The sequence below is a fragment of the Micromonospora sp. LH3U1 genome (assembly GCF_028475105.1).
Taxonomy (GTDB): domain Bacteria; phylum Actinomycetota; class Actinomycetes; order Mycobacteriales; family Micromonosporaceae; genus Micromonospora.
Genome location: NZ_CP116936.1, coordinates 5596726 through 5610105, shown reverse-complemented (window position 1 = coordinate 5610105; position 13380 = coordinate 5596726). Strand labels below are relative to the sequence as shown.

General features: G+C 71.0%; 8 protein-coding genes and 2 pseudogenes. 7 read left to right on the top strand and 3 right to left on the bottom strand.

The annotated features are described in order from the left end of the window. Positions 1-506 precede the first annotated feature (506 nt). Positions 507-2174, bottom strand: a pseudogene (locus PCA76_RS25590) (beta-N-acetylhexosaminidase); the annotation flags it as partial. A 312-nt stretch (positions 2175-2486) separates the two neighbouring features. On the opposite strand from PCA76_RS25590, the gene ppdK reads away from it, so the two are divergent. Continuing rightward, positions 2487-5195 carry a pyruvate, phosphate dikinase gene (ppdK, locus tag PCA76_RS25585; protein WP_272612981.1) on the top strand — a complete coding sequence of 903 codons (2709 nt, stop codon included), beginning with the start codon at positions 2487-2489 and terminating at the stop codon, positions 5193-5195. 42 nt (positions 5196-5237) lie between these two features. Here the strand turns inward: ppdK and PCA76_RS25580 are convergent, their stop codons facing one another. Next, a complete protein-coding gene (locus PCA76_RS25580) occupies positions 5238-5738 on the bottom strand; it encodes a roadblock/LC7 domain-containing protein (protein WP_272612980.1) in 501 nt (166 codons plus the stop codon). A gap of 253 nt (positions 5739-5991) precedes the next feature. On the opposite strand from PCA76_RS25580, the gene PCA76_RS25575 reads away from it, so the two are divergent. From PCA76_RS25575 to PCA76_RS25565, 3 genes are read left to right on the top strand one after another with little or no spacing between them, the layout of a single operon-like run. Beyond that, complete coding sequence (locus PCA76_RS25575) at positions 5992-6345, top strand: VOC family protein (protein WP_272612979.1); 354 nt, start codon at positions 5992-5994, stop codon at positions 6343-6345. After that, on the top strand, positions 6329-7594 hold the full coding sequence (locus tag PCA76_RS25570; protein ID WP_272612978.1) for a deoxyguanosinetriphosphate triphosphohydrolase: 1266 nt from the start codon (positions 6329-6331) through the stop codon (positions 7592-7594). The genes PCA76_RS25575 and PCA76_RS25570 overlap by 17 nt, the downstream gene beginning before the upstream one ends. A 15-nt stretch (positions 7595-7609) precedes the next feature. Next, positions 7610-8467 (top strand): siderophore-interacting protein, encoded by an 858-nt coding sequence (locus PCA76_RS25565; RefSeq protein WP_272612977.1) that lies wholly within the window; start codon positions 7610-7612, stop codon positions 8465-8467. 7 nt (positions 8468-8474) lie between these two features. On the opposite strand, the gene PCA76_RS25560 is transcribed toward PCA76_RS25565, so the two are convergent. Further along, positions 8475-9626: a low temperature requirement protein A gene (locus PCA76_RS25560; RefSeq protein ID WP_272612976.1), complete on the bottom strand. Its 1152-nt coding sequence runs from the start codon at positions 9624-9626 to the stop codon at positions 8475-8477. Between the two features lie 167 nt (positions 9627-9793). Here PCA76_RS25560 and dnaG point away from each other — a divergent pair. The 3 genes and pseudogenes from dnaG to PCA76_RS25545 all read left to right on the top strand — a co-directional run bounded on the left by dnaG (position 9794) and on the right by PCA76_RS25545 (position 13218). Next, positions 9794-11696 (top strand): annotated as a pseudogene (gene dnaG / locus PCA76_RS25555) (DNA primase). After that, positions 11697-12233 carry a hypothetical protein gene (locus PCA76_RS25550; RefSeq protein WP_272612975.1) on the top strand — a complete coding sequence of 179 codons (537 nt, stop codon included), beginning with the start codon at positions 11697-11699 and terminating at the stop codon, positions 12231-12233. Between the two features lie 52 nt (positions 12234-12285). Continuing rightward, on the top strand, positions 12286-13218 hold the full coding sequence (locus PCA76_RS25545) for an ABC transporter ATP-binding protein (protein WP_272612974.1): 933 nt from the start codon (positions 12286-12288) through the stop codon (positions 13216-13218). Positions 13219-13380 lie beyond the last annotated feature (162 nt).

The following is a 13380-nucleotide window of genomic DNA, read 5'->3' as shown; positions in this document are numbered from 1 at the left end:
GCTCGCGGCGGCTACGGGGGTATAACCGTGGCGGCCCGCAGGGTGTTCCCGGCTCGGGCGCCGCACGCCAAAGCCCGGGGGCTGTGGTGGCATGCCAGGTATAACGCCCCCGACCCGCCGCCGATTCCACGATCAGGGTGGCCCCGACCACTGGGCAATTCGGTCGAACAGAGCTTATCGGTCAGACCTGAGCAGGGCATATCGGACCACGGGCAGTGATCCACTCGGATTTGGCGATATCGCGGTATCCCGTTGCCGTGGATACCCCGATGTCAGTGAAACCGAGTGGATCATGGCCGTCCGTCCGGTTCACGCCGGCCCGCGCGGATGGTCCAGGGTCAAAGTGTCGTGGTGTCGGCCCGGCTCGGGCGGCGCTGCGACGGGGTGGGCGAGGCGGTCGGCGTGGCGGCGACGGTCGACGTGGTCGCTGTGGTGAGGGTGGTCGACGTGGCGGCGGTGGAGGTGGTCCCTGTGGTCAGGGTGGTCGACGTGGCGGGTGTGGTTGAGGGGGCGGCGGTGGTCCAGGTGGTGGCTGTGGTCGTGGTTGGTGCGGGTGGCCAGGGGATCTCGGGCGCGCGGTGGAAGGAGATCCCGGCCGTCGCCCAGCGCAGGCCCTGGCCCGCCAGTCGGTCGCGGAAACTGTCCCAGTCGTGCGTCGTCCGGGCTGACCAGCCCAACTCGGCGATGGCGGGGAGCCGTGGGAGGAGCAGGAACTCGATCTCGGCCAGCGAGGTGACCGATTCGGTCCAGAGCGGCGCCTCCACACCGAGAACGGCGGTGGCGGGCACGTCGGCGACGTGTGTGTCCGGATCCCAGTCGTACGCCTTTCGCACGTCGATCAGGCCAGCCCAGTCGTGCCCGATGGGGGTGTCCGGGGCGTACTTCATGTCCAGGTAGGCGTGGTTGCCGGGGGAGAGGATCAGTCGGGCACCCCGGCGTACGGCGTCGACGGTGGTGGGGTCTTCGCCGTTGGTGCCCCACCATTGCAGCACCCGCTCGTCGACGTGGGCGGCCGGTGCGAGCTGGTGCCAACCGACGACGGTCTTGCCGAGGTCAGCCACGATGCGCTGGACCCGTTCGACGAAACCGGTGTAGACCTCGCCTGTCACCTTGAACGCCTCGTCGCCGCCGATGTGCAGCCACGGCCCGGGGGTGAGTGCGGCCACCTCGCCCAACACGTCGGCGATGAAGTCGTACGTCCGCTCGTCGGCCGGGTCGACGTAGCTGAAGCCGACCTCGGTGCCGGTGTACGGCGGTGGGGCGACCTTGTCCGGTGCCAGCTCCGGGTATGCGACAAGTGCCGCGTTGGTGTGCCCGGGGAGGTCGATCTCCGGGACGACGGTGATGTGGCGGGCGGTCGCGTAGGAGACGATCCGCCGGTAGTCGGCCTTCGTGTAGTGCCCGCCGGGGCCGCCGCCGACCTCGGTCGTCGCGCCGACGGTGGTCAACTTTGGCCAGGAGTCGACAGCGATCCGCCAGCCCTGGTCGTCGGTGAGGTGCAGGTGCAGGTGGTTGAGCTTGTAGCGGGCCAGGTGGTCGATCACCCGCAGTACGTCCTCGACGGCGAAGAAGTGCCGGGCGACGTCGAGCATCGCGCCCCGGTACGGGAACCGGGGTGCGTCGGTGATGGTCCCGCCGGGCAGCGCCCAGTGGTCGGTGACCGGGGTCGGGCTCTCGATCGCCGGTGGCAGCAGTTGACGCAGGGTCTGCACGCCGTAGAAGAGGCCGGTTGCGGTGACGGCGGTGAGGCGTACCCCGTCGGTGGTGACGTCGAGTCGGTAGCCCTCCGCGCCGAGGTCGGCGGCGTCGTCCAGCACGAGCGCGATGCCGCCGACGGGCTCCGGCGCGGTGGCGTCGGTGACCGGCAGCGGGTAGCCGGTGGCCGGTCGGAGCAACTCGGCGAGTTGCGCGGCGACCGCCAATGCGGCGGGGTCGGCGCTGGCCACGATGACCGCCTCGGCCGGCAGCACCCAGTCCTCGATCGGGTCCGGCTGGACCTGCTGCGGGGCGGGCACGACGTCGGCCAGCCGGTGCGGGGCTGCGGGGGCGAGCAGTTTGCCGGCGGCCCGCTCGGCCGCCCTGGCCAACGTGGCCGCGTCCGGTTCCCGCGACTGCAGCGGCACCTGGTCGCTGGCGGGGGTGGCGTCGGGGCGGGGAGAGGGGATGGTCGACACGGCGGCGACTCCGGGGGTGTATTCGCGTCGGTTATGGCAAAAGTGACGTTCACCGGGTGGCGTGCCGTCAAGCGTACGGCGCTCGGCCCTGATGCGTGATGGTGCGCATGGAAGCGTTCCCAAAAACCGGTACGAACACGGATAGTCGTGATGGCTGTGCCAATTGTCACCGAACGGTCCCAGGTCACCCGATGGTCGCTTAACCTTCGCCCACCGATCGGCGTCGACCCCGGGATTACCGGTGGTCCGCCCCGGGGTAAAAGAAACTGAACCTTCGTTAAGGGTCAATCCGGCGCGTGTGTGGAGGCTCTGGTGGCAGCGCAAGAGACCGTTGATCACAAGTACGTCTACGACTTCTCCGAAGGCAACAGGGATCTCAAGGATCTGCTCGGCGGCAAGGGGGCGAACCTTGCCGAGATGACCAACCTCGGCCTGCCCGTTCCGCCCGGCTTCACGATCACCACCGAGGCATGCAAGGCGTACCTCGCGACGGGACAGGAGCCGGACGGGCTCGCCGGTCAGATCGAGGCGCACCTGGAATCGCTGGAGCGCGCGATGGGCAAACGCCTCGGCGACCCGCAGGACCCACTGCTGGTGTCGGTCCGCTCCGGCGCCAAGTTCTCCATGCCCGGCATGATGGAGACCGTCCTCAACGTCGGTCTCAACGACCAGAGCGTGGTGGGGCTCTCCGCACAAGCCGGAGGCAACGACAGGTTCGCCTGGGACTCCTACCGCCGCCTCATCCAGATGTTCGGCAAGACCGTCTGCGAGGTGCCGGGCGAGGAGTTCGAGCACGCGCTCGACGGGATCAAGAGCGCCAAGGGCACCCACAACGACCTGGACCTGGACGCCGACGATCTGCGTGGGCTGGTCGACGCGTACAAGAAGATCTTCGTCAAGCACACCGGTCGGGAGTTCCCGCAGCACCCGCGCGAACAGCTCGACCTCGCCATCCGGGCGGTCTTCGAGTCGTGGAACGCCGAGCGGGCCGTGCTCTACCGTCGCCAGGAGCGGATCCCGGCCGACCTCGGCACCGCGGTCAACGTGGTGACCATGGTCTTCGGCAACCTCGGCCCGGACTCCGGCACCGGTGTCGCGTTCACCCGCGACCCGGGCAGCGGCGCGCAGGGCATCTACGGCGACTACCTGGCCAACGCCCAGGGCGAGGACGTGGTCGCCGGGATCCGCAACACCGTGCCCCTGCAGGAGCTGGAGCAGCTCGACAAGTCCTCCTACGACGAGCTGCTCGGCATCATGGCCCGGCTGGAGGAGCACTACAAGGACCTCTGCGACATCGAGTTCACCATCGAACGCGGCAAGCTGTGGATGCTGCAGACCCGGGTCGGCAAGCGCACCGCCGCCGCCGCGTTCGTCATCGCCGGGCAACTCGTCGACGAGGGCCTGATCGACCTGGACGAGGCGCTGCACCGGGTCAACGGCGCGCAGCTGGCCCAGCTGATGTTCCCCCGGTTCCAGCTCGACCACGAGTTCCAGCCGGTCGCCACGGGCATCGGCGCCTCGCCCGGCGCGGCGTCCGGCAAGGTGGTCTTCACCTCCGCGCGGGCCGTCGAGCTGGCTGCCGAGGGCGAGTCGGTGATCCTGGTCCGCCGGGAGACCAACCCCGACGACCTGAACGGCATGATCGCCGCCCAGGGCATCCTCACCTCACGCGGCGGCAAGACCAGCCACGCCGCCGTCGTGGCCCGGGGCATGGGTAAGACCTGCGTCTCGGGCGCGGACGACATCGAGGTGAACGTGCCGGCGAAGCGGTTCACCGTGGCCGGACAGACCATCGGCGAGGGCGACGTCGTTTCGATCGACGGCACCACCGGCAAGGTCTACCTGGGCGAGGTGCCGGTCCGGCCGTCGGAGGTGGTGCAGTACTTCGAGGGCAGCCTCGACCCCGAGCACATCGACAACGCGTTGGTCCGGGCCGTACACCGGATCATGACGCACGCCGACAGTAAGCGGCGGCTCGCGGTCCGCACGAACGCCGACACCGGCGCGGACGCCGCCCGGGCTCGGCGCTTCGGCGCCGAGGGCATCGGGCTGTGCCGCACCGAGCACATGTTCCTCGGTGACCGGCGGGAGCTGGTCGAGCGGCTGATCCTGTCCCGGGCCGAGGGCGAGCGGGAAGCGGCGCTGGAGGCGCTGCTGCCCCTGCAGCGGGCCGACTTCGAGGAGATCTTCCGCGAGATGGACGGTCTGCCGGTCACCGTCCGGCTGATCGACCCGCCGCTGCACGAGTTCCTGCCGCCGCTGGAGCAGCTCGCGGTCAACGTCGCGGTCGCACAGGAGCGTGGCGAGGACGTCGCCAAGGAGGAGGCGCTGCTCGCCGCCGTCCGGCGGATGCACGAGGAGAACCCGATGCTCGGGCTGCGGGGCGTTCGCCTCGGCCTGGTCATCCCCGGCCTGTTCGCGATGCAGGTCCGGGCCATCGCGGAGGCGGCCGTCACCTGCGCCCGTGGCGGCGGCGTAGCGAAACCGGAAATCATGGTGCCGCTGGTCGGGGCCGTGCAGGAATTGGAGACGGTGCGCGCCGAGGCCGAGAAGATCATCGCGGAGGTGGTCGGGGACAGCGGGGTCGAGGTGCTGATCGGCACCATGATCGAGGTGCCCCGGGCGGCTCTGACCGCCGGGCAGATCGCGGAAGCGGCCGAGTTCTTCTCCTTCGGCACCAACGACCTGACCCAGATGGGTTGGGGCTTCTCCCGTGACGACGTCGAGGGCGCCTTCTTCTGGCGGTACCTGGAGTTGGGCATCTTCGGCATCTCGCCATTCGAGTCGATCGACCGCGACGGCGTCGGCCGGCTGGTGCGGATCGCCGCCGAGGAGGGTCGGGCGGCCCGGCCCGGGCTGAAGCTCGGCGTCTGCGGCGAACACGGCGGCGACCCCGACTCGGTGCACTTCTTCCACGAGGTCGGCTTGGACTACGTGTCCTGCTCGCCGTTCCGGGTGCCGGTGGCCCGACTGGAGGCCGGCCGGGCGGTGGTGGAGACCGGAGGCTCGGACAGCCGCTGACGCAGGCCGGCGGCGGCCCGGTAACCCGGCCGCCGCCGGCACTCAGATCGGTGGGCGACGCCAGGTGGGCCGGGACGAGCGGCGCAACTGCGTCGGCAGGGTGGCCATCGGGGTACGCACGGCCAGCGGCGCGTGCGCGTCCGGAACGGAGGTCGCGCCGATCCCGCCGCCGCGAAAGTCCAACACCGAGCCGGCCCGGCGGGCCACGGCCCGCGCCTCCTCGTGCAGCGCTTCCAGATCCTCCGCCGCCGACACGGTGACCAGGGTCAGCAGGGCCGTACGCCCGGCCGGATAGGTCACCACGCAGCCGGCGGTCGTGCAGACGACCGACTCCCGGAAAGCACCCCGCCGGGCGGTGTCGGCCACCCGGTGGCCGAGCCCGAAACTGGCTGCGGCGAGCGCGGCGAGATGGGTCGCGTCGGTGCTGGGCAGATCGCTGGAGATGAGGAGCCCATCGGTGCCGGCCAGCACCGTCCCGGCGACCTCGGGTCGGCGTCGGCGCAGCCCGGCAAGCTCCGTTCCCACCACCGTTTCTGCGTCCACGAGCGTTTCCCCTAACCGGTTGGGCTCTGCGTGTCAGTCGGTTGGTCACGTTCCGCGCTGGGAACGTTACCGGTGGCCACTTCGACCCGCGAGCCCGTAACCCTCGGCAATCGGTTGACAACTCCGGGCCAATCGGCGGTTGTGGACCCGTCGCCGAGGCGTCGGAGACGGGTCGAGCAGCGGTGGCGGGCGTAATCTTGGCTCGCTCGCACACGGCCGATTGCGTACGCCGTCGAACGGGAAGGGTGACTGCATGACCAGTGTCTGGGAGAGCCTGACCGTCGACGCCCTCGATCCGGCCCGACTGGCCCGCTGGTGGGCCGAGGCGCTCGGCTATCAGGTCGTCACCGAGAAGCCGGACGAGGTGGAGATCCGCCAGTCCGCCGACCGCCTGCCCGGCCTGGTCTTCGTGCCGGTGCCCGACGGCAAGGAGCGCAAGAACCGACTGCACCTCGATCTGCGCCCCGCCAACCTGGAGGCCGAGGTCGAGCGGCTGGTCGACATGGGCGCCCGGCACGTCGACGTCGGTCAGGGCGACGTCGAGTGGACGGTGTTGGCCGATCCGGAGGGCAACGAGTTCTGCGTGCTGCATGCCCGTGAGGAATGAGTCGGCGGACGCCCGACTGGTCGAGGAGTCGCCCAAGGACACCGGGCACCGCCGGTCACCGTACGAGCGTGACCGTGCGCGGGTGCTGCACTCCGCGGCGTTCCGTCGACTGGCCACCAAGACCCAGGTGCACACCGCCGGCACGGACGACTTCCTGCGTACGCGGCTGACCCACTCGCTGGAGGTGGCGCAGATCGCCCGGGAAATGGGCGCCCGGTTGGGCTGCGACCCGGACGTGGTGGACGTCGCCGGGCTCGCCCACGACCTCGGGCACCCGCCGTTCGGGCACAACGGCGAGGCCGCCCTGGACCTGCTCGCCACACCGTGCGGCGGCTTCGAGGGCAACGCGCAGACCTTGCGGGTGCTGACCCGCCTGGAAGCGAAGGTGCTCGCCCCGGACGGGTCGTCCGCCGGGCTGAACCTGACCCGGGCGTCGCTCGACGCGATCGGCAAGTACCCCTGGCCGCGCCGGCCCGGGGAGCGCAAGTTCGGGGTGTACGCCGACGACCTGACCGTCTTCGACTGGCTCCGGGCCGGTGCGCCAGGCGACCGGCGCTGCCTTGAGGCGCAGGTGATGGACTGGGCCGACGACGTCGCGTACTCGGTGCACGACGTCGAGGACGGCATCCACGGCGGGTACGTCACGCTGCACCCCCTGCGCACCGACGCCGACGAGCGTGCCGCGCTCTGTGCCGACGTGGCCGGCGCCTACTCCGGGGAGTCCGCGGCCGACCTGGCCGAGGTGCTGGTCGAGCTGCTGGCCGATCCGCTGCTCGCCCCACTGGCCGGGTACGACGGCAGCCATCGCGCGCAGGTCGCGCTGAAGGCCACCACCAGCGGGGTGACCGGGCGGTTCGTGTCCGCTGCGGTGGCTGCCACGGAGGAGCGCTTCGGGCCCGGTCCGCACCGCCGTTACGCCGCGGACCTGGTGGTGCCCCGGCGGGTCCGGGCGCAGTGCGCGCTACTCAAGGGCATCGCGCTGCGTTACGTGATGCGTCGAGCTGGCTTCCGGGGCCGTTACGAGCGGCAGCGGACGATGCTCGCCGAGTTGGTCGCCGCGTTGGTCCGGCGCGCGCCGGAAGGGCTCGACCCGATCTTCGCCCCGCTGTGGCGGGCCGCCCCGGACGACACCGCCCGACTGCGGGTGGTGATCGACCAGGTCGCCTCACTCACCGACCCGGCGGCCGTGACGTGGCACGCCCGCCTGGTCGGCAGGAGTGCACCGGGGACAGGCCACGAGGCAGATTAGGCTAACCTAAGTGGCATGACGGAACGCCCCAGGAACGTCACCTCGGTCCGGGTGCTGCGCACCGAGCGGCCCACCCCGCACCTGATCCGCCTCGTCCTCGGTGGCGACGAGCTGGCCGACCTGCCGGTGGGCGAGTTCACCGACCACTACATCAAGGTGGTGTTCCCGCAGCCCGGCGTCGCGTACCCGGAGCCGTTGGACCTCGCCGCGATCCGCCGGGACCTGCCCCGGGAGCAGTGGCCCCGGTTGCGCGCGTACACGGTGCGACGCTGGGACCCGCTGGCCGAGGAGTTGACCGTGGACGTGGTGCACCACGGCGACGAGGGGCTGGCCGGCCCGTGGGCCGCCGCGTTGCGCCCGGGCGATCCCGTGCACTTCGTCGGCCCCGGCGGCGCGTACGCCCCGAGCCCGGACGCGGACTGGCACCTGCTCGTCGGCGACGAGAGTGCCCTGCCGGCGATCGCCGCGGCCCTGGAGCGGCTGCCACTGGGCGCCCCGGCCCACGTCCTCGTGGAGGTCGCCGACCCGGCTGAGGAGCAGAAGCTGCTCAGCCCTGGCGCGGTTCAGCTCACCTGGCTGCACCGCGGCGAACGCCCGGTGGGTGAGGCGCTGGTCGCGGCGGTGCGCGAGTTGGAGTTCCCGGCCGGCCAGGTGCACGCCTTCGTCCACGGCGAGGCCGCCTTCGTCCGGGAACTGCGCCGACTGCTGCGCGCCGAGCGGGGCGTACCCGTCGATCGTCTCTCCATCTCCGGCTACTGGCGGCGGGGTATGGACGACGAGGGCTGGCGCTCCAGCAAGGCCGACTGGAACCGGCAGGTGGCCGCCGAGGAGCCGACCGCCGCGGTAGCGGCCCAGGAGCCGACCGCTGCCTGAGCGTCACTCATCCCTCGGATGCTTCTCTCGACTCCCTGGCTCGGGCGAGTCGCCGGCTGAGCAGCACGGCGTACCCGACGATCGCCGCGGCGAGCAGGGCCAGCATCAACCTCGGCTCGTGCACCGTCGAGGTGATCACGCAGACCGAGACCACCCCGTAGGCGGCGATCGCCAACCGGGCGGTGTTCGGTCGGGTCCACAGCCAGTACAGGGCCAGGCCACAGAGCGTCCAGACCACCATCGAGGCCGCCAGTAGCAGCCGCAGCTCCAGCGGCAGTCGGGTCGCGTCGTCATCGACCAGCCGGACCACCTGCCCGAGCGCCCAGCCGAGCAGCAGCAGCGCACCACCGAGCGGAATGTGCAGGTAGCTGTACGCCTGCCCCCCGCGCAGCCGACTCTGGGTCAGGCGGGTGGTGACGAAGGTGGTGTAGACCCACCAGACGGCCGCCGGTATCAGGAAGGCCAACCCGGCGGTGAGGATCATGTTTGGCCGGGGGTGGTCCGGCACCGCGAAGAGCAGTCCGGCCAGCGCGCTACCCAGCACGATGATGGTGAACTGCCCGATCCGTTCCGGCAGATGCCGGTTGTCCACCGGCCAGCGGTTGAGCCACCGCGCACCGACCCAGGGCGTGGCCAGTTCGATGACCATCGCGACGATCCACAGCACCGGGCGCAGTTCGGTGGGCGCGGCGAGCGACACCAGCCAGATCAGCCAGCCCGTCCCGAAGCCGATCAGGTAGATCGTTGTCACCATGCGGGCCATCGGGCTGGTCGGCCGGGCACGCAGGTACAGCAGGAGCAGTACGCCCCGCACGATCAGGTAGCCGACCGGCAGGAGCACGCTCTCCGGCACCTCGTCGACACCGAGTGTCATCGCGCCCGCGCCGACCAACGCGACAAGCACCAGCAGCCGGTGCAGCGCGTCATCCGGGTCGAAGCGGGTGTCGTAGTAGACCTGCCCCACCCAGGCCCACTGGATCACCACGAAGAGCCCGATCACGGCCAGCACGGCGGTCGGCGGAGGGGTCGGGTCGTCGCCCAGTCGGGCCACCACCGCCGCCAACGCGTACACGAAGATGAGGTCGAGGAAGAGTTCCAGCCAGGTGGCGTGGCGGTGGCCGGCGTCGTCGGTCTGCGGGGCCTCTCCGCGTATCCCCATCCGTGTGGCCAACCATCTCGGCAGGTGGGGGGCTTCGGTCCGTACCCTGCGCATCTGGTCATGGTCCCCGGGCGGGCCCGGCTCCCGGGCCGGAACCGCCCAGCCGGCAGCGGCCGCCGCCACACCGGCGTCCCCCGGCCGGCGTGTCGTCGGTCCGGCAGGGCAGGATGTACGGCGAGGGGGTGGCGCATGGCTGGGCGGATCCGGGACGAGGACATCGCACTGGTCCGGGAACGCACCTCCATCGGGGATGTGATCTCCGAGACGGTCACCCTGAAGTCCGCCGGCGGCGGCAACCTCAAGGGCCTGTGCCCGTTCCACGACGAGAAGAGTCCGTCGTTCAACGTCTCTCCGGCCCGCAACGTCTGGTATTGCTTCGGCTGCGGGGCCGGCGGCGACGCGATCAAGTTCCTGATGGACGCCGACCACCTCAGCTTCGTGGAGTCCGTCGAGCGGCTGGCCGGCCGCGCCGGCATCCAACTGCGTTACATCGAGGACGACAAGGGCACCCCGCGCCCACGCCCGCAGCAGGGCCAGCGCCAGCGCCTTGTCGCCGCGCACGCCGCCGCGGTCGAGTTCTACCGGGCGCAGCTCAGCACCGCGGGCGCCCGGGCGGCCCGGGAGTTCCTGGCCCAACGGGGCTTCGACCGGGCCGCCGCGGAGCGCTACGGCTGCGGCTTCGCGCCGGACGGCTGGGACCTGCTCACCAAGCACCTGCGCCAGCAGGGCTTCACCCACCAGGAGCTGGTCACCGCCGGGTTGTCCCGGGAGTCCCGCTCCGGTTCACTGATCGACCGGTTCCGCCGTCGGCTGCTCTGGCCGATCCGTGACCTCGCCGGCGACGTGATCGGCTTCGGCGCCCGCAAGCTCTTCGACGACGACGACGGCCCGAAATACCTGAACACCCCCGAGACGCCGATCTACAAGAAGTCGCACGTGCTCTACGGCATCGACCAGGCCAAACGGGAGATCGCCAAGCAGGGTCGGGCGGTGATCGTCGAGGGTTACACCGACGTGATGGCCTGCCACCTCGCCGGGGTGACCACGGCGGTGGCGACCTGCGGCACCGCCTTCGCCGCCGACCACATATCTGTTCTGCGTCGGCTCCTGTTCGACAGTGACGAGGTGGCCGGCGAGATCATCTTCACCTTCGACGGTGACGCCGCCGGCCAGAAGGCCGCACTGCGCGCCTTCGAAGATGACCAGCGGTTCGTCGGGCGGACGTTTATCGCGGTCAGCCCGGACAACATGGACCCGTGTGATCTGCGGCTGGCAAAGGGCGACCTGGCGGTGCGTGACCTGGTCGCCCGCCGCGAGCCGCTTGTCGACTTCGCGCTGCGACACGTGATCAGCCGCTTCGACCTGGACACCGTCGACGGCCGGGTCGAGGCGATGCGCCACGCCGCGCCGCTGGTCGCGCGACTCAAGGACCGGGAAAAGCGCCCGGAGTACGTCCGCAAACTCGCCATGGACCTCGGCATGGAGATCGAGCCGGTGCAGCGGGCGGTGCTCGCCGCCGCCAACACCCCACCGCCCGGCACCCGCGATGCCGCACCCGCCGCCCGACCCGCGTCGGCCCGCCCCGAACCGGCACTGGACAGCCCGCTGTCGATGGTCGAGCGGGAGGCGCTGAAGCTCGCCCTCCAGCAGCCGGTTCTGGCCGGGCCCATGTTCGACGCCGTCGAGGCCACGGAATACCGCCACCCGGTGCACGTCGGGGTGCGTACGGCCATCGCGACGGCCGGTGGGGCCGCATCGGCGACCGGCGGCGCGGTCTGGATCGAGTCGGTCCGCGACGCCTGCGACGACCTGGCGTCGGCGGCGCTGGTCGGCGAGCTGGCGGTGGAGCCGCTGCGGATCGACGCAGAACCAGACCCGCGCTACGTGTCGATCACGATGGCGCGGGTGCAGTTCGGGTCGGTGACCGCCCGGGTCCGGGACCTCAAGTCACGCATCCAACGGATCAACCCGGTCAACAACAAGGACGAGTACTTCGCCGCCTTCGGTGAGCTGCTGTCCCTGGAGCAGCACGCCCGAGCGCTGCGCGAGCAGGCCGCGGGAGGCCTCTAGATGGGACTGTTCAGCCGCAAGCCGAAGCTGCCACCGGCCGACCGGCCGCCGCTGACACCCGACGAACGGGTGCTGTCGTGGGCAGCCGCCGGTAACGGCGAGGGCGACGGGGTGGTGGTCGCCTCCAACCTCGGGCTGTGGTTGCCCGGTCGGGGGCACCGGCTCGGCTGGCACACCATCCTCAAGGCGGTCTGGTCCGGCAGGGAGTTGACCGTCACGCCCGCCGAGACCGTCGTCGAACGCGACGGCTACACGCTGGTCGTCGACGGCCCGGCCGAGACGTACCTCCTCCTCGACCCGGGTGAGCTGCCGCACCAGGTGCGGGCACGGGTGACCCGCTCCGTCGCGTACACCGAGCACCACCCGGTGCCCGGCGGCGCGGCGCGGGTCGCGGCCCGGCGCGTGGCCGGGGTCGACGGTCTCACCTGGACGGTCCGACTCGACCCCGGGACCCCGGCGGACGACGAGGCCCTGCTCACCGAAACCGACCGTCTGGTCACCGCTGCCCGCGCCGCCACCGTCCCCGGCGACCTCTGAACCTCGACATAAGTCGGTGGGACGTGTCGGACCCGGCGGCTAGGGTCGGGCGGTGACTTCGGGGCGACCACTCATTCAGGCTCGCGGGCTGGTGAAGCGGTTCGGCGACTTCACCGCCGTGGACGGCATCGACGTCGAGGTGCACTCGGGTGAGGCGTTCGGCTTCCTCGGGCCCAACGGTGCCGGCAAGTCCTCCACCATGCGGATGGTCGGCTGCATCTCCCCACCCAGCGGGGGCGAACTGCGCATCCTCGACATGGACCCGGTCGCTGACGGGCCGGCGATCCGGGCCCGGCTCGGCGTGTGCCCACAGCTGGACAATCTCGACCCGGAGTTGACCGTCCGGGAAAACCTGGTCGTCTACGCCCGCTACTTCGGCATCTCGCGCCGGGCGGCTCGGGAGCGGGCCGACGAGCTGCTCGACTTCGTCCAGCTCACCGAGCGGGCCGACAGCAAGGTCGATCCGCTGTCCGGTGGAATGAAGCGTCGGCTGACCATCGCCCGCGCGCTGGTCAACGAACCGGAGATCGTGCTGCTCGACGAGCCGACCACCGGGCTCGACCCGCAGGCCCGGCACCTGGTGTGGGAGCGGCTGTTCCGGCTCAAGCAGCAGGGCGTCACGCTGGTGCTCACCACGCACTACATGGACGAGGCCGAGCAGCTCTGCGACCGGCTGGTGGTGATGGACGGCGGGCGAATCGTGGCCGAGGGCTCACCCCGGGCGCTGATCGAGCAACACTCCACCCGCGAGGTGGTCGAGCTGCGCTTCGCCGCCGAGTCACAGGAGCCGTTCGCGGGCAAGCTCGACGGTCTGGGGGAGCGGGTCGAGGTGCTGCCCGACCGGGTCCTGCTCTACGTGCCCGACGGCGACGAGGCGGTCGTCGAGGTCTCCGCGTTGGGGCTCACCCCGGCCAACGTGCTGGTGCGGCGCAGCGGCCTGGAGGACGTGTTCCTGCACCTGACCGGTCGCACCCTGGTCGACTGACGGGTCACGGGTGATCGTTGGCAGCTCAGCAACAACCTTCCCGGCGTGTCGCCCGGCCTGACCGGCACGCACGCACCGCCCGGCCTGCGGCTGATCGACTCGGCTTCCTGGAAGTCGGGGTGACGTGGCGGGGCGGACGGCCCGGTTTCCCGGAAGCCGTGT

Coding starts and splice junctions, on each gene's coding strand:
- PCA76_RS25575 (WP_272612979.1), top strand. CDS start 5,992: ATGACCAGTGTCTGGGAGAGCCTGACCGTCGACGCCCTCGATCCGGCC.
- PCA76_RS25565 (WP_272612977.1), top strand. CDS start 7,610: ATGACGGAACGCCCCAGGAACGTCACCTCGGTCCGGGTGCTGCGCACC.
- PCA76_RS25550 (WP_272612975.1), top strand. CDS start 11,697: ATGGGACTGTTCAGCCGCAAGCCGAAGCTGCCACCGGCCGACCGGCCG.
- PCA76_RS25570 (WP_272612978.1), top strand. CDS start 6,329: ATGCCCGTGAGGAATGAGTCGGCGGACGCCCGACTGGTCGAGGAGTCG.
- PCA76_RS25560 (WP_272612976.1), bottom strand. CDS start 9,626: ATGGGGATACGCGGAGAGGCCCCGCAGACCGACGACGCCGGCCACCGC.